This is a genomic window from Puniceispirillum sp. (SeqCode) (assembly GCF_965657105.1).
Lineage (GTDB): Bacteria > Pseudomonadota > Alphaproteobacteria > Puniceispirillales > Puniceispirillaceae > Puniceispirillum.
The window spans coordinates 40,492-60,374 of record NZ_CBFHNB010000004.1 but is presented as its reverse complement, the minus strand read 5'-3'; the positions used below and the strand labels follow the sequence as shown (position 1 = coordinate 60,374).

Sequence of the window (19,883 nt, the reverse complement as noted above, 5' to 3'; positions counted from 1 at the left end):
TTTTCCCGCTGCCAGTGTTTTTTTGAGCAACATCAACAGAACAGTTTCCATATCCGTCTGGGTAAGGTGATAAAAATCGATTTTACTCATTCGGCGCCATACCCGATGCCTTTACTCTTTCAATGCTTCGCTTTTAACCATCATTTGTCGTGATATGTGCCGTTGTCCAATTATCAACAAGACGATTCAGCAACCGGACACCAAAGCCAGTACCACCTTTTGGCACCGTTGCTGTGGCCTTGTCCGACCATGCTTTGCCAGCAATATCAAGATGCGCCCATGGGGTTTTAGTCACAAACCGCTCAAGAAAACAGGCCGCCGTGATCGAACCACCATAAGGACCACCAATATTCTTCATGTCCGCAATGTGGGATTTGAGCATCTTATCATAGGCTTTGCCCATTGGCAGACGCCACAACTTTTCTTCGGTTGCCATGCCAGCTTGGGTTAACTGTGCGGCCAATTCATCACTATTGCTGAACAGACCCCCATATTCCTTGCCAAGTGATACAATGATAGCGCCAGTCAGGGTCGCCAGATTAACCATCATTGCTGGTTCAAAGCGTGTTTCCGTATAATGTAATGCATCAGCCAGCACTAACCGGCCCTCAGCATCGGTGTTGATAACCTCAATCGTTTTACCAGACATTGCTGTGACCACATCCCCGGGACGTTGTGCATTGCCGTCAGGCATGTTCTCAACCAGGCCAATGACACCAACTACATTTCGTTTTACTTTACGTCCGGCAATAGCGGCCATAGCCCCCGTTACCGCAGCCGCGCCGCCCATATCCCATTTCATATCTTCCATGCCTTTGGCAGGCTTGAGCGAGATACCCCCTGTATCAAAGGTCACCCCTTTTCCGACAAGTGCTAGCGGGGCTTCATCTTTACCCCCACGCCAATTCATCACCACCATACGTGATTCTCGACGTGACCCCTGACCAACACCAAGTAGCGCTCCCATGCCGAGGGCTTCCATATCAGCTTCACCAAGAATCTCGACATCAAGCCCTAGGTCTGACAAGGATGCACAGCGATCAGCAAAAGCTTCTGGATAGAGTTTGTTAGCTGGCTCAAAAACCAGATCTCGCGCCAGCATTACCCCGTTAGCAAGCGCCTGACGGTCAACAAGATCACGATCATCTTCTGCAATAAATTCATTTGAAACAGTTAACTGAACTGATGCTTCGACACTATCCGTTTCGGTAAAATACTGTTCGAAATGATAGGCCGCCAATTCAACACCAAAGATAATATCAGCTGCCACTTCATCAGCAAGCTTATGAGCTGGAATCCAGCCCCGTTTTTGAGGTGTCGCCGCAAGTGCCGTAAATAAATTGCCGCCGACTGTCTCAGCATGAATTCCCGCCTTGATCATCTCACCAACACCAACAAGCAGATAAACACCTGCATCAAGATACAGGCTCAGGCTTGTGCCCTTTTTACCCGTGAATTGTGCACTTGCCATCTTAGCAATCAGCTGAGCTGCAACATCTTTATCTAGCTTTGGGATAAGCACACTATCTGTAGAGATAAGACATATGGTTACGCAATCCCCCTTGGGGGCATCGTTGGAAAAATTGAGCTTCAATTTACTGGTCATAAAAACCTCTTGTTCTGGCTAGGATCTGTTTGCACTGATGTTACGGCACCAATATTGGATAGATATCACATATCATTATAGAAACATCATCATTTTCGCATTTTTAGACTGTCATATTTTTTGCGTTTTATCTGGCGTATGTGGTATTGAGACTAAGAATGGGGAATTGCCTTATCATGCAGTTTAATATCTACATTTTCAACCAGCTGTTTCGTGCCACCTGTGTTATCTCAGTAGTGCTTATTGGCATCATGTGGTTGTTTCAGACGATAAAGTTGCTTGAACTTGTTGTGAATAAGGGCGCGCCCATTTTCGATTTTTTACTGATGTCGATAACCGTAATTCCACTTTGGTTTACCATCGCGCTTCCCATCGCTGGTTTTGTGGCGGTAAATTGGGTGTTTCATCGGATTCTTGCAGATCGTGAACTCACCGTAATGCAGGCTGTCGGCCTCAGCCCAGCTCAGCTTGCCAAAGCACCCATAGCTTTGGGAATATTATTAACCAGTATTCTGTATTTTAATTCGGTATATCTGTTGCCAACTTCATTTGGCACATACAAGGATCTCCAATTCAACCTTCGAAACGGCATACCCGTCATTCTTTTGCAGGATGGTGTGTTTACCGAAGTGGTGCCAGGACTTACGATGTTTATTGGCGCGCGTGGAGACAATGATGTTGTGAGCGATGTATTCATTCAAGACACGCGAACGGCTGATAAAACAATTATCCTGACTGCCGAAAATGGAAAATTCGTGGGGAAAGACTACCGCCCAACATTAATTCTGGGAAATGGTCAACGATCAGAAGTGAACAGTGACGACGAGTCAGGTGCTTTACTTTTATTTGAAACGCATTCGCTTTCACTTGTCACAAACGAGAAAAAGCCAAGTGAACGCGTCGCAAACGACATGAATGAGGATAGCATAAGCAATTTGCTTGATGCCAAAAAATCACCATATGCGGATTACGCATTTCAGAGAATAGCCGAAGGACATTACCGCATAGCCTCGCCCCTTCTAGCATTGGCGCTCATTATGACGGTAGTTGCCATTACATTGCATGGCCAGTTACGGCGGGATCTCTGGTTGCGGCGATCTTTGATAAATATCAGTTGCTGCCTTGGCCTTATTGTTGCGCTAATCCTTGCCCGAAGCTGGACAATTACAATGCCTCACTTGTGGATTTTGATTCATATTGTTTCCACATTGCCTATTCTGATTTGCGGCATTGCATTAGTTAGACCAATGAAATTTGCAAGAAATGTGTAAAGCATGAATCCGTTCTTTATATTTGGCACATTATTTCGCTATTTCGCCTTTTACTACACGAAATGGATATTGCTGTGTCTTTTTGGACTCACCGTCATTATTAGCGTTATCCAGAGCGTCGAACTTATGCGCCAGAAAAGCGTCAATAAAACCGGTGCCGAAGAGATCAGCGTATCTGTGCTGGCAATGCTCAACTTACCAAATATTATTGAGGTGATTTTGCCATTTGCAGTGCTTATTGGAACAATGCTGTGCTTTCACGCTTGGAACAAATCAAATGAATTTGTTGTAACCAGGGGTTTTGGACAATCTATCTGGATGTCATTGAGCCCCGTTTTAGTGTCGGCACTAGCCATTGGGATTCTGTTCGTTATGGTGATAAACCCGATTGGCGCGGTGACGTCTAAAAGATATGATAGCCAGATGGCCACCCTTAACGGTGATATTTCAAATAATTTAACAATATCTGAAAGTGGTATCTGGCTTCGTGACATGCAGGATGATGTGAAAATCATTATCAATGGCGATGCGCTGGATATGAAAACAGCGCAAATAAGCAATCCAACAATATATAGTTTTGTAAATGGGTTTGAGCTGCATTGGCGCGTTCAGGCTCAGTCAATACAACTGACTCAGATGGGATGGGAGGTTGTTGACGGTATTAAATGGGACAATGATGGTTTAAAGAACGAACTTGGGACATTCATCATCCCAACCAATCTGGAAGCTGTTGACCTCACACGTTCAGGTCAATCTCCCTATTCGATCTCCATATATGCGCTTCCGCATTTTATTACAGTTCTTGAACGAGCTGGTTTGCCAACAATCAACCACGAAATACATTTTAATAAAATATTGGCATTTCCATTTTTATTGGTTGGCATTTCAATGATTGCAGCACGTATCACCGTTCGTTCAATAAACCGTGGACGACAAATGAAATTAGTTATCAAGGGTCTCTCTATAGCAACATGTATTTTTATCTTTAGCTATCTGATGCATGTCATGGGCACATCGCTGACTGTGCCAGCATTAGTGGCTGGCTGGACACCAGCAATTGCTGTATTGCTTATTGGCTCAATCATGTTGGCACGACTTGACGAAAATTGACTGGAAAATGTGATGAAACAATATTCATTATTCCGAATCTTTACCGTATCCATAATGTTCATTGGCATGATGGTTTTTGGAGGGCTCAATGCTTTTGCAAATATTAAAATAGTTGCAAAGGTAGATGGGAAACCGATTACCAACTATGATGTTGATCAACGTGTTTCGTTTTTGAAAGCCGTAACAAATCTCCCAGAGACCGAGAATATCGAAAAGCAAATTCGTAAAGATGCTTTGCAGATGCTTGTCGATGATGCCTTAAAGATGCAAGCGGCCCTATCGATAAACCCTCAGGTAAGACAACAGGCTAACGGGCCAGCTGCCGATTTGATTAACCAGTCATTTGCATCAGACAGCGAGTCAGGGTCAGCGGCTCTAAGACGCCTTAATCTGAATTATGACGCGGTAAAAACGAAATTTGCTACTGACCTTATATGGAGTGGCTATTTACAAGATAAATTTGCTGACAAATTCGCAGAAATAAACGAAAAAATTGAGCTTGAGCTTGAACGTATTACAGCTGACGCGTCACAGCCACAGGTAAATATTAGTGAAATTGTTCTTGCGCCGGAACCAAATCGTCCTTTGGCGGCGACAATGACACTGGCCACTGAAATGGTAAGTGCTATTAAAAAGGGAGCTGATTTTAACGCCATTGCCCAGCAATATTCTGCCGCAGGCACAGCACAACAAGGCGGGCGTTTAGGATGGGTTTTACTAGAACGCCTTCCAGAAAAACTTCAAACCATGATCGCCCCGCTTAATATTGGCGGCGTTAGCGATCCAATACAGCTGGATGGCGCGGTTTATATTTTCAAAAAAACCGGTGATCGTAAAGATGGCGCAAATGATATCTCACAGTCACGTATATGGCTTGTTCGCGCTATTCTGCCTGTAAATGCAGATGCCACAAAGCCCGACAGATTGGAAGCTGCCGCTCGGCTAGGGCGTGATGTCACAGACATCCGGGACTGTGATGCTATGGCTGCACTACATCAAGAATATGGATCAGGTGCCGCGCCTAGGTTGGACGACCTTCGTCTTGGCGAGCTTGCCCCGCAAATGCAAAATTTGGTTAAAAAGCTGAATGTTGGCGAGCCTAGCGAAGCCTTGTCTTTCAGCGAGGGTGTTGCATCATTTATGGTATGTAAACGTCTCAAACCTGAATTGAATTTGCCAACGCGTGAAGACATCTATCGTGGTCAGTTCAACCGCCTTTTTGGATCATTAAGCGAGCGTTACCTGCTGCGACTTCGGCGTAAAGCATCAATCGAGTTTATAGACTGAGGCTTTGTAGTGGCACAAAAACCAATCATTGTAACGCCTGGAGATCCTGCAGGTATTGGTGCGGAAATTGCGCTAAAAGCATGGCAAAATGGATGTAATGATTTTGTTATTTTGGACGATGTTCCAAGGCTTGAAACTCTTGCCCGCACCCTCGGCATAGAGATACCGATTATCTCTATCTCACAATTTGATGCCTTTAATCCCGATTGTGGTGCGCTGCAGGTAATGCCGGTTTCATGGACTGTCTCACCTCAAGCTGGCAAGCCTGATATAGCTAATGCACCCGTGATTATCCAAGCCATCAAGGATGCCGTCGCTTATGTGCAGGCAGGGCAAGCCGCCGCAATGGTGACTAACCCGATTGCCAAAGCAACCTTGTATGAAGCTGGCTTTACCTATCCCGGCCATACAGAATTTCTTGGCAGCCTATCCTCGCTGGATAAAGGGGCGCCTTTAATGATGCTTGCCTGTGATCAATTACGCGTTATCCCGCTGACCATTCATATCCCGCTGACCGCGGTCGCCCCTACAATCACCAGCGCAATGATTATCGATGCGTGCCGCCTGATAGCGAAAAGTCTGCATAGGTTTGAAGGTATCAAAGACCCACATATAGCGGTGTGTGGACTCAACCCTCATGCAGGTGAGCAAGGCTCTATAGGCCAAGAAGATGAAAAAATCATAGCCCCGGCCATTGCTAAGCTACGCGCCGAAAACATCAATGTGACGGGTCCCCATTCAGCTGATACTTTATTCCATGCCGAAGCCAGAGCCACATATGATGCTGTTTTAGGCATGTATCATGATCAGGTTCTTATACCTATAAAAACAATCGATTTTTATGGGGGCGTGAACATTACACTTGGTCTTGATTTCATTCGGACATCACCCGATCACGGAACCGGTTTTGATATCGCTGGCAAAGGCATCGCCCGTCCAGACAGCCTAATTGCCGCGCTCAAGCGGGCACGTCATATGGCATCAAGTCAGGCAACAAATAATGCGCGATAAATCTGCCACACAACTGCCAGATCGAGCTGATATAGACGCCAGTAATAGTGAAATAGATGCTTTGCCATCCTTACGTGACCTTGTTGGCGCGATGGATATGCGTGCGCGTAAATCTCTTGGGCAAAACTTTTTATTTGATCTCAATTTAACGCGACGCATTGCACGGTCTGCGGCCCCACTTACAGGCACAACAATAGAAATTGGCCCAGGCCCAGGTGGATTAACACGCGCGCTACTGCTTGAAGGTGCGATCAAGGTCATAGCTATCGAAAAGGATTGGCGGGCCCCAGATGTTCTGGCTTCACTATTATCTGCGTCCAGAGGACGACTCGAACTGACCGAGGCTGATGCAATGGATTTTCCGATCTGGGATCTTGAGCCAGCACCACGGCGTATCATTGCCAATTTACCATATAATATTGCCACAACCTTGCTGATCCGCTGGCTAGAGCATGCCGCAGACTTTGTATCCATGACATTAATGTTCCAACGCGAGGTCGCTTTGCGTATCACAGCTAAACCCGGCGATAGTGCCTATGGTCGGTTAAGCGTACTTGCCGGATGGTTAGCCGATGCCGAAATCTTGTTCGACATTCCCCCCGAAGCGTTTGTGCCTGCGCCAAAAATAACATCGTCTGTTGTCCAAATTATACCGCTTGCTGCGCCTCGTTTTCCCTGTAGCCAAGAACATCTTGAAGATGTGACGCGGCATGCCTTTGGCCAAAGGCGCAAAATGCTACGAAGTTCTTTGAAAAAAATTGGCGGCGAAGCTTTACTTTTGGCAGCTGATATTGACCCAGAAACACGTCCACAAGACCTTGATATAGCGTCATTTTGCAAGCTTGCCGAGCTACATGAAACCAAAGCCTTCAGTTAAATAACGCTTAGCCTTGTTAAATTTCGCTTCGAAGTTCTTTGACAAAATCAGTCAAGCCGATCTGACGATCACGTTTTAGTCTTTCGGCTACCATGATGGCCTTAATATCACTGATCGCTTTATCAACATCTTCGTTAACTATAATATAGTCATATTCACGATAGTGGCTAATTTCATCTGCCGCCTTTGACATACGTTTGGCGACCACGTCTGCACTATCTTGAGCGCGATTTAACAGGCGTTTTTCCAAATCTTGGGTTGATGGTGGCAGAATGAAAACTGATACAAGGTCATCTCGGCTTTTATCGGCAATTTGTTGGGTGCCTTGCCAGTCAATATCAAATAGAATATCGCGCCCTTCACTCAAGGCATGCATCACCGGTGCGACTGGCGTGGCATAATAGTGATCAAAGACGTTGGCATGTTCTAAAAATTCACCACGGTTGGCCATTAAGTGAAATGTTTCGTCCTCGACAAAATAATAGTCCTTTCCCTCAACCTCACCAGGTCTCCGTGGTCGTGTCGTGGCTGAAACGGACATATATAGGCCATTTTCGTCTTCGATCAGACGTCGTGCAATTGTGGTTTTACCAGCACCTGATGGAGATGAAAGAACTAGCATAAAGCCGCGACGACCTATGATGTTAGATTGCATCTTTGATTTTTCAATTTTGGCCATAATAATGTCCTGATCTATCGCTCTATTTTTTTGCCGCGCGCTGAATCTGTCTGAATAATCTTACATTCCGGTTATGCGCGTCTAGTGTTTTTGCAAATCGCAACCCACCTTTGCCGTCTGAAACAAAATACAAATAATCACTATCTGCCGGATTTAATGCCGCAAGTATCGACTCACGGCTTGGATTGGCAATCGGTGTTTTTGGCAAGCCTTTTATAACATATGTATTCCACGGGGTCTTTTGTTTCAAATCCGCCTTGGTGATCACCCTACTCATTTCGATTTCTGGATTGGTGTCATAAACAACCGTTGGGTCGGACTGTAGCCGCATGCCTTTTTTGAGCCGGTTCACCAGAACCGAAGCCACCATCCGCCGTTCACTAGCGATGCTCGATTCCTTTTCGATGATAGATGCCATAATCACGGCATCTTGTACTCGTTTATAAGGTAAATCATCAGCACGCGATGCCCAGGCTTCGGCTATTGTGATGGCCATCACATCCTGCATACGCGCAATAAGTGCCGCGCGTTTTGTATTATGTGTGAAAAAATAAGTTTCGGGTAATAAACTACCTTCATCGGGAATTTTGTCGATCGTACCCGATAGATGACCCATCGCCATGATCTGGGCAACCACTTCAGATGAACGCAGCCCTTCAACAACTGTGATGCGTCTTTGATAACTTCGTCCTGAATGCAGAATATCCATCACTTCGTTCAGGCTTGATGCGGCAGGAAGCAGATATTCACCTGCTTTGGGTACAAATTGGTCCCCAGCCATGATACGAGCAGCATCATAATGATAGGTTTGATGAATCACCCCCGCGCTTTTCAGTCGATAGCGCAAAGTTGCATGTCCGTTGCCAGCTTCAACGATAAATATAACATCTTCTGAATGCGGTCCCGGGGCGTCAAGAACCTGAGTGCGCCAGGCCCATAATCCACCAGTCGTAATTGTAAGGATGATAACGCCAACAACAACCGACCAGATTAGCCAACGGATCGGTGTCGGCATGATTAGGTAACCTGACCCATGATAAGCGACGCATTTGTACCGCCAAATCCAAACGAATTCGACATAGCATTTCGCACAGTACGTTTTTTGGATGTCAGTGGCACAAGGTCAAAATCTGCGACAGCATCTTCGGCGTCGTTGAGATTCAAAGTTGGCGGCACCTCGCCGGTTTGCACGGCTTTAAGCGAGAAAATCGCTTCAATGGCACCCGCGGCCCCAAGCAAATGGCCGGTCGCGCTTTTGGTTGATGACATTGAAATATCCTTGACAGCATCACCAAGCAGACGCGCAACGGCGCGCGCCTCAATAACGTCACCAAGCGGTGTAGATGTTCCGTGGGCATTCACATAGTCAATATCGTCAGGTGAAAGCTCGGCACGCTTTAACGCGGCCTGCATGGCGCGGAAACCGCCATCACCATCATCTGCAGGCGCCGTAATATGATGCGCATCACCCGAAAGACCATAGCCTTTGATTTCACCATATATAGTCGCGCCGCGTGCTTTGGCGTGTTCCAGTTCTTCTAGAACAACTACACCGGCACCCTCACCCATCACAAATCCATCACGACCTTTGTCCCACGGGCGTGAACCGAGTTCAGGTGTATCATTATAGCTTGTAGATAATGCACGGGCGGCGGCAAAACCAGCCATACCAATCCGGCATACTGCGGCTTCTGCACCACCTGCAACCATAACGTCAGCATCATCAAGCATGACCATTCGTGCTGCATCACCAATGGCATGCGCACCAGTTGAACAGGCCGTTACGACCGCATGGTTAGGACCACGAAATCCGTATCGTATTGAAACAAAACCAGAAATAAGATTAATTAAAGCTGATGGAATAAAGAACGGACTGATACGCCGAGGTCCCTTTTCATGCATCAACTGATTTGTTTTAACAATCGAGTCTAGGCCACCAATGCCTGACCCAATCATCACGCCGGTGCGGTTCTGATCCTCACGGTCTTCAGGCATCCATCCCGAATTTTCAACCGCTTCAATCGCTGCAACCAGTCCCAGCTGGATGAAACGGTCTTGTTTACGCTGATCACGAGGATCAACGAAATCATCCATTTGCAATCCGCCTGCAACGCCTGCTCCGGGCACTTGGCCTGCAATCTGACAAGATATATCTGACACATCAAAATTAGTGATGCGTGATATTCCGCTGTTTCCGGCAATAATATTAGACCAATTATGGTCAACACCAACACCTAGCGGTGTAACCATTCCCATTCCAGTAACAACAACGCGACGCAAACTGTCCTCCGGATCTGTTTAGGCGGTAATACGTAGCCCTATATAGACAGGGCTACGTTAAACATTCTTGCATTCTAAATTTAGGATGCGCTCTCTTCCAAGAATGACACAGCGTCTTTCACAGTGAGAATTTTTTCTGCAGCATCATCTGGAATTTCGACACCAAATTCTTCTTCAAATGCCATTACCAATTCCACTGTATCCAGGCTATCTGCGCCAAGATCATCGATGAAGCTTGCGCCCTCAACGACCTTATCTGCATCTACACCAAGATGTTCAACTACGATGTTCTTAACACGATCTGCGATATCGCTCATATTGTGCCCCTTTAAGAAGGTTGATTCTTGCCGATTAAACGACTCAGAAATTTAAAATTGGGCGGCAATTACCATAAATTTTTGTCTTGTGCCACCCCTTACAAGCTTTAAAAATCAGCTTTTGTGTATTTTAATGTTCATAACATGCCATGTCAGTGACGATCTATTGAAATAAATTCATGTGATATAAGGTCATGTCTATATTAGGCACATCCGCCTTTACAGCATTGCCATACCACCATTCACATGCATCGTTGCACCTGTAATGTAAGCGGCCTCATCGCTGGCTAAAAATACAACGGTTGCCGCGATTTCTTCAGGATTTCCAAGCCGGTTTGCCGGCACGCGCGTCAAAAGACTTTCCTTTTGGGCATCATCGAGCACATCAGTCATCGGTGTCGCGATAAATCCAGGCGCCACCACATTCACGGTGATACCGCGACTGGCCACTTCCTGCGCCAGAGATTTGCTATAGCCGATCATACCTGCTTTGGATGCCGCATAATTGGTTTGCCCGGGATTACCCGTGACACCAACAACCGATGAAATAGAAATAATGCGACCTGACCGCGCTTTCATCATGCTTCGCAGAGACGCGCGGCATAAAGCCATTGTTGATGTCATATTGACTTCAAGAACACTGTCCCAATCTTCATCATTCATCCGCATAGCCAGACCATCACGGGTAATGCCAGCATTATTGACCAGAATGGAAATGGGGCCAGCAAGTGCAGTTGCAGCATCAATCAAACCAGCCACAGCCTCTCGATCAGATAAGTTCGCCGTGCACACATGAGCACGGTCACCAAGTGACGCTTTCAAAGCTTCCAGTGCCGTAGAACGCGTGCCATGAAGCACAACTATTGCCCCTTGCTTGTGTAACGCTGTTGCTATAGCCGCGCCGATACCGCCACTGGCACCAGTGATCAGGGCAACTTTACCAGTTAGATCGAACATTTGCTATTCTCCCGTTGATATATTTTCAATACTGCAGTCTTAAAAAAGCTTTGATTTCAGTCTGTTCTAAAATTGTGACAACACCTTGTCCAGATCATCCGTGCCATCAAGGTTGGCAATGCTGACATCTTCCAATGTACGCTTCACCAGACCTGACAACACTTTGCCGGTGCCAAGCTCGATAAAATGTGTGATCTCAGATTGTCCCAGCATCATCAACGTCTCACGCCAGCGCACACGACTACAAATTTGGGTTATAAGATTCGCCCGCAACATATCGGCATCCGTTTCAGCGGCGGCACTAACATTACATATTACAGGTACAATCGCATCAGACATAGACACAGCGCCAAGGGCAGACTGCATGGCGTCAGCGGCAGGTGCCATCAGATCACAATGAAAAGGCGCGCTGACTGGCAATTTGATAGCGCGTCGAATGCCTGCATTCTTGGCAATCTCGATCGCGGCATCAACAGCGTCTGTCATACCACTAATGACAATCTGGCCTGGCGCATTATCATTTGCAATCTGCACAAGCCCTTTGGCTGATGCATCAGCCAGAATGGTATCAATCTGCGCTTCATCTGCACCTAATATCGCGGCCATAGCCCCGTCACCATCAGCAACCGCCGCCTGCATGGCATCGCCTCGCTGACGCAAAAGGCGGGCAGCATCAGCAATGCCAAGGCTACCTGCCGCCGCAAGTGCTGCATATTCGCCCAATGAGTGACCAGCAACATATGTGGCCGCCATCGTCACAGGCTTGCCAATTTCAGCTTCTAACACGCGCACCGCCGCCATTGACGCCGCAAATAAGGCTGGCTGAGCGTTTCGTGTCAAACGCAGATCATCTTCGGGACCATTTTGCATAAGTGCGAACAGATCCTCACTTAGCGCATCATTCACCTCTTCAAACAGATGCCGTGCTACGTCATGCGATGCAGCAAGTTGACGACCCATACCAACAGCTTGCGCCCCTTGACCCGGAAATAAAAACGCCATCTTGGTTGTAGTCATATGTCCCTCACAATATGCATAGTAACGTGATAAATTCTGTCATAAGTAGCAGACAGGTGCCGTTATGTCATCTGGACACATCATATATGGCTGAAACGCTTGCATATACCTGATATTTGTGTATGGTGCGGCTAAAGTTGTTGAGTACAAATTTATCACCAGCTTTGAAAATCTTTGTAATCCTTGCCGGGAAACCGGTTGGTCTGTTCATAAATCGATGTTCAGACAACGAGCCAGAAGGAGTTATCATGCGCTTGTATGAAAGCGTGTTTATTGCACGTCAGGATGTTTCGTCTACCCAGGTTGAAGCCATGGCCGACGAATTTGCCGGAATTATCACATCCACCGGCGGTTCAATTAAAAAACGCGAATATTGGGGTCTTCGCACCCTTGCTTACCGGATCAAAAAGAACCGGAAAGGTCATTATGTCATGTTCAATATGGAGACTGACAGTGAAACGCTAAAGGAATATGAGCGTATCATGGGTCTCAATGAAGATGTTTTGCGTTTCATGAATATTCGTATTGAAGAAGTTGATGAAGCTCCATCAATCATGATGCAGTCCAAATCAGAGCGCCCATCACGTGGACCGCGTGATGATGATCGCCGCGACGATCGCCCTAGAAGCGACGACAAACCCGAAACATCCCATGCCGATGCCAGTGCTGGTGATAGCACCGAAGCTACCGAAAAAGAGGAGGCATAAATGACCCAGCTAGAAATCAAGCGCGAAGCCCTTCGCAAGCCATTTAATCGCCGCCGCAAGTCTTGCCCATTTTCTGGCGCTAACGCGCCAAAGATTGACTATAAAGACACCAAGCTTCTGGCACGCTACACGTCAGAGCGCGGTAAAATCATTCCTTCACGTATTTCGGCTGTATCTGCGATTAAGCAGCGCGAACTGGCAACCGCAATTAAGCGCTCGCGCTTTTTGGCACTTATGCCTTACGTCTTGTCATAGAAGCATCCATTCGATTTTAGGAGATACGATATGCAAATCATTTTGCTAGAACGCGTGGAAAAACTTGGACAGATGGGTGATCTTGTCACCGTCAAGCCAGGCTATGCACGCAACTTTCTGTTACCACAAGGCAAAGCGCTACGTGCCAACAAATCCAACCGCGAGCGGTTTGAAACCGAACGCGCCCAGCGTGAAGCTGATAACCTGTCACGCCGTAGTGAAGCCGAGACCGAAGCTGGTAAAATGGCTGGTCTGGCTGTCAATATGGTACGTGCGGCCTCTGAAATGGGTCAGTTATTTGGTTCAGTGACATCGCGTGATATTGCCGAAGCTGTTAGCGAAGCTGGTTTTACCATTACCCGTTCACAGGTTGTCATGGACAAGTCAATTAAGACCCTTGGCCTGACCGACACACGCATCCGGCTTCATCCAGAAGTGCATGTTGATATTATTGTCAATATCGCGCGCTCGCTTGAAGAAGCCGAAACCCAGCTGAAAACGGGGGTTGCCGTTACCGGTGGTGTTCAGGATATTGACGATGAAGTTGACAACATCAATGTTGCTGTTGCGGCTGTCGAAGCTGTTGAAGAAGCCGCGTCAACCGAAGCTGAAGCTAGCGAAGCTGACGCCGAAAGCGCTGAAGCTGACGTATCTACAGATACAGACGAGTCATCCAAAGACGCTTAAAACCACATTTTAATATCTATCAAAGCCGGAGCCTGTCTCCGGCTTTTTTCTGTTCTGTTTTCATCTAAAAACAGACTTATCCCCAACTTCCCCACAAATAACATAGCAACTTTGCGCAGAAACTTTGCTATGGATAGATCATGGCTGAAGAACAAACCAACATAAAACCCTTTCCGACCGGCGCAACAAATACTGGTGCAACGCGGCAAATGCCGCATAATTTGCCAGCCGAACAAAATCTGCTTGGCGCGTTGTTGCTTGATAACAATGTGATGGAGCGTATTGACGACCGTCTGCGCGCCGAACATTTCTATGACCCCCTTCATGGGCGTATTTTCCAAACAATCATGCGGATGATCGAACGTGGGCAACTGGCGAATCCAGTAACGCTGAAAAGCTTTTTCACCGGCAGTGATGATTTCCCGGATTCGGACGCCCAGAATTACCTTACAGATCTTGCCGATGGCGTTATCAGCATCAGTCAGGCACCCGATTATGCCCATACCATCCATGAGGCACATCTGCGCCGTGAATTGATCTTGATCAGCGATCAGGTCATTACCGATGCGATCCAGCCCGAAGTCGATACCCCGGCATCAACCCAGATTGAAACAGCCGAAGCGCATTTGTTCCGTCTTGCTGAAAATGATACAGCCAGCACCGGATTACGCGGATTTGATACCATTATCGCTGCCAGTGTTAATCAGGCTGATCTTGCGCGCAAAAATGATGGGCATCTATCGGGTGCCAGCACTGGTTTAACCGATCTGAACAATCTTTTAGGTGGTTTACAGCGGTCAGATCTGATCATTCTGGCTGGTCGTCCCGCGATGGGTAAAACCGCACTGGCTACGAATATCGCCTTTCATGCCGCAACGACAACAAAGACAGGTGAAGCCGCCAGTCCGGTTGCCTTTTTCTCACTTGAAATGGCTGCTGAACAGCTTGGCACACGTATCTTGAGCGAGCGCGCAAGGGTTGACTCAGAAAGCATCCGGCGCGGCAAGCTGGACTCGCAGGAATTTGACCAGCTGGTAACTGCCAGCACTGCCATCTCATCGGCACCATTCTATATTGATGATACGCCTGCCCTTTCGGTATCCCAGCTTGCCAGCCGCGCGCGTCGGCTGAAACGCACGTCTGGGCTTGGGGTTATCGTGGTTGACTATCTACAGCTTCTCACCGCTCAGCTTGGCGTTCGATCTGAAAACCGGGTACAGGAAATCTCCAATATCAGCCGTACATTAAAGGCAATAGCCAAAGAACTTGATGTGCCTGTGCTGGCGTTGTCACAGTTATCACGTGCTGTTGAAATGCGTGAAGATAAGCGCCCTAACCTGTCTGACTTGCGCGAATCTGGATCGATTGAACAGGATGCCGATGTGGTGATGTTTGTTTATCGTGAAGAATATTACCTTAACAAACGTGAACCTGAACAAAAAATGGAAGAGTCGGTTGATACCTTCAATATCCGCCATGCTGACTGGTTAAGCAAAATGCAGAGCGCCGAAAATAAGGCCGAAATCATTGTCGCCAAGCAAAGGCATGGCCCTACAGGTTCGGTGAATGTGCATTTCGAAAAGCGCTTTACCCATTTTACTGACCTGACCGAAAGCACTCATCTACCAGAGGGTTTTTAAAGCATGTCCACAGGTGATGAAGATGTGCTTGCGGCATTTGGCGCGGCAGATAACCGTATTGACATTGATCTTGGCGCTATCGCCCATAACTGGCTTTATCTGGACAGTTTATCCCCCAAAAGCACGATAACAGCCGCCATGGTCAAGGCGAATGGCTACGGGCTGGGCGCCAATCATGTTGGTGCGGCGCTCTATAAGGCTGGATGCCGCCAATTCTTTGTCGCCAACCTTGACGAAGCGGCGGCATTTCGCAATCATCTGGACAATATCAACATAACTGACGCCCAGATCATGGTACTGCATGGATGCCATCGCGGTCAGGAACATGACATGCGCGCTTACCGGCTGACACCTGTTTTAAATGATCTTGAACAAGTGAGTCGCTGGCGCCTATTTGCACAGAATGCCAATGAAACCTATCCAGCTATGTTGCACTTGGATACCGGCATGACACGGCTTGGGTTTGATCCCGATCAGACTGACTGGCTGATTGAAAATAAACAGGCTTTGAATGGCCTTGAGATCACATATATCATGAGCCACCTGATTTCAGGTGAAATCAGCGACGATCCTGCTAATTTCACCCAGAAAACACTTTTTGACGAACACCGTAGCTTTTTTGGCGGCATCAAAGCCAGCCTTGCTAATAGTGGTGGCATTTTTCTAGGTACGGATTTTCATTATCAAATGACCCGACCTGGCATAGCCATTTATGGCGTTCATCCCTGCGGTAAAGACCACGCCATCGCTGACCCAAACGGCTTAAAATCATGCGTAACCTGGCATGGGCGTATTATTCAGGTGCGCACTGCCCCAAAAGGCGCAACAGTTGGTTATGGTGGCACGCATCGCCTATCCCGACCATCACGCATAGCAACCGTGGGTGTTGGTTATGCCGACGGCTATCAACGCAGCCTAAGCAACAAGGCTTTTGTAAATATTCTTGGGCATCTTGCACCAGTTATTGGCCGCGTATCTATGGATAGCATCACGATTGATGTTACGGACATCCCGCCCAATATCATGCTGAAAGCCGAAACCGCCGCGTTACTTAGCGATTTATACAGCATCGAAGATATGGCAAATCATGCCAGCACAATTCCTTATGAGATGTTGACAGGCATTAGCCATCGTGGGATCAGACGCTATATTTAGATTACCTATAGCCAAAAAGTGCAAATATTGTCATAAATGATACTGCTAAATATTCGGCGCAACGATCTATCAAGGTGACACAATATGACTGGATTTGTGCGAAATATAGGTCGCGCCGTGCTGAATTTTTTGGCATCTCTTGGCCGCATATCCTTGTTCACCCTAGCGGCCATACGATGGACATTTTTTCCACCCTATTATTGGCAGCAATTATGGCGGCAAATGCTTGATATAGGGTATTATTCTTTACCCGTTGTTGGTTTGACAACGCTGTTTTCAGGCATGGTGCTTGCGCTACAATCATATACCGGATTTGCACGATTTTCAGCCGAAGATACGGTTGCAACTGTTGTGGTTCTGTCTGTCACGCGTGAGTTAGGTCCGGTCTTGGCTGGATTAATGGTTGCTGGACGGATCGGCGCGTCAATGGCCGCCGAAATTGGTACCATGCGCGTTACGGATCAAATTGATGCGCTCGATACGCTTTCCACCCGTCCTATGCAATATCTGGTTGCCCCTCGCATTATGGCAGGAACGTTATGCCTGCCATTTTTGGTTTTGATTGGCGATATTATTGGCGTATTTGGCGGTTATATCGTTGGGGTTTACAGGCTAGGCTTTAACCCATCGATTTATTTATCGCGAACCTTAGAATATTTGGAAATTTCCGATATCACCCTTGGCTTGGTCAAAGCTGCTGTTTTTGGTTTTCTAATTGCCCTGATGGGTTGTTATCATGGTTATCATTCAGGGCGCGGTGCCGAAGGCGTAGGTCGCGCCACGACGAATGCGGTTGTGTCATCGTCAATCCTGATTTTGATCGCCAATTATCTTGTTACAGCCTTGTATTTTGGAGTCTAGATGATGCCGACACCCAAAATTGAACTTGCAGGCGTCACTAAGTCATTTGACGGTAAACAGATTTTACGTAGCATCGATATTTCGGTCGATGCCGAAGAATCACTTTGTATCATTGGCACCTCGGGATGTGGCAAATCGGTATCTTTAAAATGTTTGCTGGGGCTAATTGTGGCCGATGGGGGATCGATCAAGATTGATGGCCAGGAAATATTAGGTGCAAACCGTAAAAAGCTTGAAGCCGTAAGGCGGCGCTTTGGCATGACCTTTCAGTTTGGTGCGTTATTTGATTCCTTGCCGATATGGCAAAACGTAACCTTTCGTTTGGTTCAAAGTCAGAAAATGGCGCGCGATGAGGCACGGCAAATCGCCAAAGATACCATTACCCAACTTGGCCTTGCGCCTGACGTCATTGATCAATATCCGGCTGAATTATCAGGGGGCATGCAAAAACGCGTAGCGCTGGCGCGCGCCATTGCCGACAAACCCGAAATTTTGCTTTTTGACGAGCCCACATCCGGACTTGATCCAATAACAGGCGGTGTGATTGACAGCCTGATTGTTGATGCCGTAAAGCGTCTGGGCGCGACTGCCATTACCATCAGTCATGACATGGCATCTGTGCGGCGGATCGCCGACAAGGTTGCGATGATCCATAATGGTGTCATTATCTGGAGCGGCCCGGTGGCCAAAATGGATGATAGCGGTGTTCCCGAAGTGCATCAATTTGTGCATGGGCTCGCTGATGGCCCACTGACAAGACCCAATCAAAAGGGACATAATTGATGGCACGTTCATCAGTCAGCTTTGTATGCCAGCAATGCGGCGCGACATCACCAAAATGGTCAGGCCGTTGCGACGATTGTGGGGCTTGGAACACGCTAGCCGAAGAACGCAACGAGACCCCGTCAGGGCCAGGCAAACGCAGTCAGGGGCGCCGCATATCGCTTGAAGCACTAGACCTTCCGCCCAACACGAAACCATTGCCGCGCCATCTGTCACATATTTCAGAATTTGACCGCGTGTCCGGAGGTGGGCTTGTACCTGGCTCGGCAACCTTGATTGGCGGTGATCCGGGTATTGGCAAATCAACCCTGTTATTACAGCTTGTCTGCAAGCTGGCATCTGGTGGCTTGAAAGCCGCCTATATTTCGGGAGAAGAATCAGCTGATCAGGTGCGCATGCGCGCACGGCGTCTTGGACTAAGCGATACCAATGTGCAATTAGCCACAGCCACTAATGCCAGTGATATCGCGGCGTCACTTGGCGGTGTTGATGGCCCTGATGTGATTGTCATTGACTCAATCCAGACAATGTATCTACCCACATTAGACTCGGCACCCGGAACAGTCTCGCAGGTGCGTGCAACGGCACAGGAACTCATACGGTCTGCAAAGCAGCAAGGTGCTGCCTTGTTGATTGTTGGGCATGTGACCAAGGATGGTGCCATTGCTGGCCCCCGTGTGCTTGAACATATGGTGGATTCGGTACTGTATTTTGAAGGTGATCGCTCGCATCATTTCCGCATTCTGCGCAGTGTAAAAAACCGGTTTGGTGCTACGGATGAAATTGGTGTCTTCGAAATGGTCGAATCCGGACTAGCCGAAGTGCCCAACCCATCCGAACTATTTCTGGCTGATCGCCGTGACGAAGTCACTGGTGCGGTTGTTTTTGCCGGTATCGAGGGAAGCCGGCCACTTCTGGTCGAAATTGAAGCGCTTGTTGCCCCTTCATCTTTGGCCTCACCCAGACGAAATGTGGTGGGATGGGACAGTAGCCGCCTTGCTATGCTGACAGCGGTTCTCGAAGCCCGATGCGGTGTTCCCTTGTCAGGCCGGGATATTTTTCTGAATGTAGCTGGCGGTATGAAAATATCCGAAACAGCCGCAGATTTGGCGGTGGCGGCGGCTTTGATCTCATCAGTAACAGGGCGACCTGCGCCTAAACGCACTGTGTTTTTTGGCGAAGTTGCTTTATCAGCAGAATTACGTCAAGTGGCACAGGCCGAATCACGTTTGAAAGAAGCGGCAAAGCTGGGTTTTGATAATGCAATCATGCCACGACCACGTAAAAAACTAACCACATCGTCAAAAATATCCGTTGCACAGCCATCTACATTAGCTGACCTGATTGACATTATGGGTGGAATGACATGATGTTATTGTCATT

At 47.5% G+C, this 19,883-nt stretch carries 20 protein-coding genes; 13 read left to right on the top strand and 7 right to left on the bottom strand.

Annotated elements, in window-relative coordinates:
- Window positions 1-133 precede the first annotated feature (133 nt).
- The gene (locus ACTF7Q_RS01415) at window positions 134-1,606 is read right to left on the bottom strand and encodes a leucyl aminopeptidase (protein WP_438996066.1); all 1,473 of its coding nucleotides are present in this window, start codon (window positions 1,604-1,606) and stop codon (window positions 134-136) included.
- A 176-nt stretch (window positions 1,607-1,782) separates the two neighbouring features.
- On the opposite strand from ACTF7Q_RS01415, the gene ACTF7Q_RS01410 reads away from it, so the two are divergent.
- From ACTF7Q_RS01410 to rsmA, 5 genes are read left to right on the top strand one after another with little or no spacing between them, the layout of a single operon-like run.
- Window positions 1,783-2,877 carry an LptF/LptG family permease gene (locus ACTF7Q_RS01410; protein WP_438996065.1) on the top strand — a complete coding sequence of 365 codons (1,095 nt, stop codon included), beginning with the start codon at window positions 1,783-1,785 and terminating at the stop codon, window positions 2,875-2,877.
- A 3-nt stretch (window positions 2,878-2,880) separates the two neighbouring features.
- Window positions 2,881-3,987 carry an LptF/LptG family permease gene (locus ACTF7Q_RS01405; protein WP_438996064.1) on the top strand — a complete coding sequence of 369 codons (1,107 nt, stop codon included), beginning with the start codon at window positions 2,881-2,883 and terminating at the stop codon, window positions 3,985-3,987.
- A 12-nt stretch (window positions 3,988-3,999) separates the two neighbouring features.
- A complete protein-coding gene (locus ACTF7Q_RS01400) occupies window positions 4,000-5,274 on the top strand; it encodes a peptidylprolyl isomerase (RefSeq protein WP_438996063.1) in 1,275 nt (424 codons plus the stop codon).
- A gap of 9 nt (window positions 5,275-5,283) precedes the next feature.
- Complete coding sequence (pdxA, locus tag ACTF7Q_RS01395) at window positions 5,284-6,285, top strand: 4-hydroxythreonine-4-phosphate dehydrogenase PdxA (RefSeq protein WP_438996062.1); 1,002 nt, start codon at window positions 5,284-5,286, stop codon at window positions 6,283-6,285.
- Window positions 6,275-7,162 carry a 16S rRNA (adenine(1518)-N(6)/adenine(1519)-N(6))-dimethyltransferase RsmA gene (gene rsmA, locus ACTF7Q_RS01390; protein WP_438996061.1) on the top strand — a complete coding sequence of 296 codons (888 nt, stop codon included), beginning with the start codon at window positions 6,275-6,277 and terminating at the stop codon, window positions 7,160-7,162. The genes pdxA and rsmA overlap by 11 nt, the downstream gene beginning before the upstream one ends.
- A 16-nt stretch (window positions 7,163-7,178) precedes the next feature.
- Here rsmA and gmk read toward each other — a convergent pair whose 3' ends face one another.
- The 6 genes from gmk to fabD all read right to left on the bottom strand — a co-directional run bounded on the left by gmk (window position 7,179) and on the right by fabD (window position 12,412).
- Complete coding sequence (gmk, locus tag ACTF7Q_RS01385; RefSeq protein ID WP_438996060.1) at window positions 7,179-7,841, bottom strand: guanylate kinase; 663 nt, start codon at window positions 7,839-7,841, stop codon at window positions 7,179-7,181.
- Between the two features lie 22 nt (window positions 7,842-7,863).
- Complete coding sequence (mltG, locus tag ACTF7Q_RS01380) at window positions 7,864-8,856, bottom strand: endolytic transglycosylase MltG (protein WP_438996059.1); 993 nt, start codon at window positions 8,854-8,856, stop codon at window positions 7,864-7,866.
- A 2-nt stretch (window positions 8,857-8,858) separates the two neighbouring features.
- Entirely contained in the window at window positions 8,859-10,121 is a 1,263-nt protein-coding gene (gene fabF / locus ACTF7Q_RS01375; protein ID WP_438996058.1) for a beta-ketoacyl-ACP synthase II, read from the bottom strand.
- A gap of 80 nt (window positions 10,122-10,201) precedes the next feature.
- On the bottom strand, window positions 10,202-10,438 hold the full coding sequence (locus tag ACTF7Q_RS01370) for an acyl carrier protein (protein ID WP_013045511.1): 237 nt from the start codon (window positions 10,436-10,438) through the stop codon (window positions 10,202-10,204).
- Window positions 10,439-10,657: 219 nt separating this feature from the next.
- On the bottom strand, window positions 10,658-11,395 hold the full coding sequence (gene fabG / locus ACTF7Q_RS01365) for a 3-oxoacyl-[acyl-carrier-protein] reductase (RefSeq protein WP_438996057.1): 738 nt from the start codon (window positions 11,393-11,395) through the stop codon (window positions 10,658-10,660).
- A 66-nt stretch (window positions 11,396-11,461) separates the two neighbouring features.
- Complete coding sequence (fabD, locus tag ACTF7Q_RS01360) at window positions 11,462-12,412, bottom strand: ACP S-malonyltransferase (protein ID WP_438996056.1); 951 nt, start codon at window positions 12,410-12,412, stop codon at window positions 11,462-11,464.
- 248 nt (window positions 12,413-12,660) lie between these two features.
- Between fabD and rpsF the strand changes: the two genes are divergently transcribed.
- The 8 genes from rpsF to radA all read left to right on the top strand — a co-directional run bounded on the left by rpsF (window position 12,661) and on the right by radA (window position 19,870).
- A complete protein-coding gene (gene rpsF / locus ACTF7Q_RS01355) occupies window positions 12,661-13,119 on the top strand; it encodes a 30S ribosomal protein S6 (RefSeq protein WP_438996055.1) in 459 nt (152 codons plus the stop codon).
- The gene (gene rpsR, locus ACTF7Q_RS01350) at window positions 13,120-13,374 is read left to right on the top strand and encodes a 30S ribosomal protein S18 (RefSeq protein ID WP_438996054.1); all 255 of its coding nucleotides are present in this window, start codon (window positions 13,120-13,122) and stop codon (window positions 13,372-13,374) included.
- A gap of 30 nt (window positions 13,375-13,404) precedes the next feature.
- Window positions 13,405-14,061: a 50S ribosomal protein L9 gene (rplI, locus tag ACTF7Q_RS01345; RefSeq protein ID WP_438996053.1), complete on the top strand. Its 657-nt coding sequence runs from the start codon at window positions 13,405-13,407 to the stop codon at window positions 14,059-14,061.
- 140 nt (window positions 14,062-14,201) lie between these two features.
- The gene (locus ACTF7Q_RS01340) at window positions 14,202-15,701 is read left to right on the top strand and encodes a replicative DNA helicase (RefSeq protein WP_438996052.1); all 1,500 of its coding nucleotides are present in this window, start codon (window positions 14,202-14,204) and stop codon (window positions 15,699-15,701) included.
- A 3-nt stretch (window positions 15,702-15,704) separates the two neighbouring features.
- Window positions 15,705-16,856 carry an alanine racemase gene (gene alr / locus ACTF7Q_RS01335; RefSeq protein WP_438996051.1) on the top strand — a complete coding sequence of 384 codons (1,152 nt, stop codon included), beginning with the start codon at window positions 15,705-15,707 and terminating at the stop codon, window positions 16,854-16,856.
- Between the two features lie 84 nt (window positions 16,857-16,940).
- Window positions 16,941-17,717 carry an MlaE family ABC transporter permease gene (locus ACTF7Q_RS01330; RefSeq protein WP_438996050.1) on the top strand — a complete coding sequence of 259 codons (777 nt, stop codon included), beginning with the start codon at window positions 16,941-16,943 and terminating at the stop codon, window positions 17,715-17,717.
- The gene (locus tag ACTF7Q_RS01325) at window positions 17,718-18,500 is read left to right on the top strand and encodes an ABC transporter ATP-binding protein (protein ID WP_438996049.1); all 783 of its coding nucleotides are present in this window, start codon (window positions 17,718-17,720) and stop codon (window positions 18,498-18,500) included.
- A complete protein-coding gene (radA, locus tag ACTF7Q_RS01320) occupies window positions 18,500-19,870 on the top strand; it encodes a DNA repair protein RadA (protein ID WP_438996048.1) in 1,371 nt (456 codons plus the stop codon). Before ACTF7Q_RS01325 ends, radA begins: the two co-directional genes overlap by 1 nt.
- Window positions 19,871-19,883 lie beyond the last annotated feature (13 nt).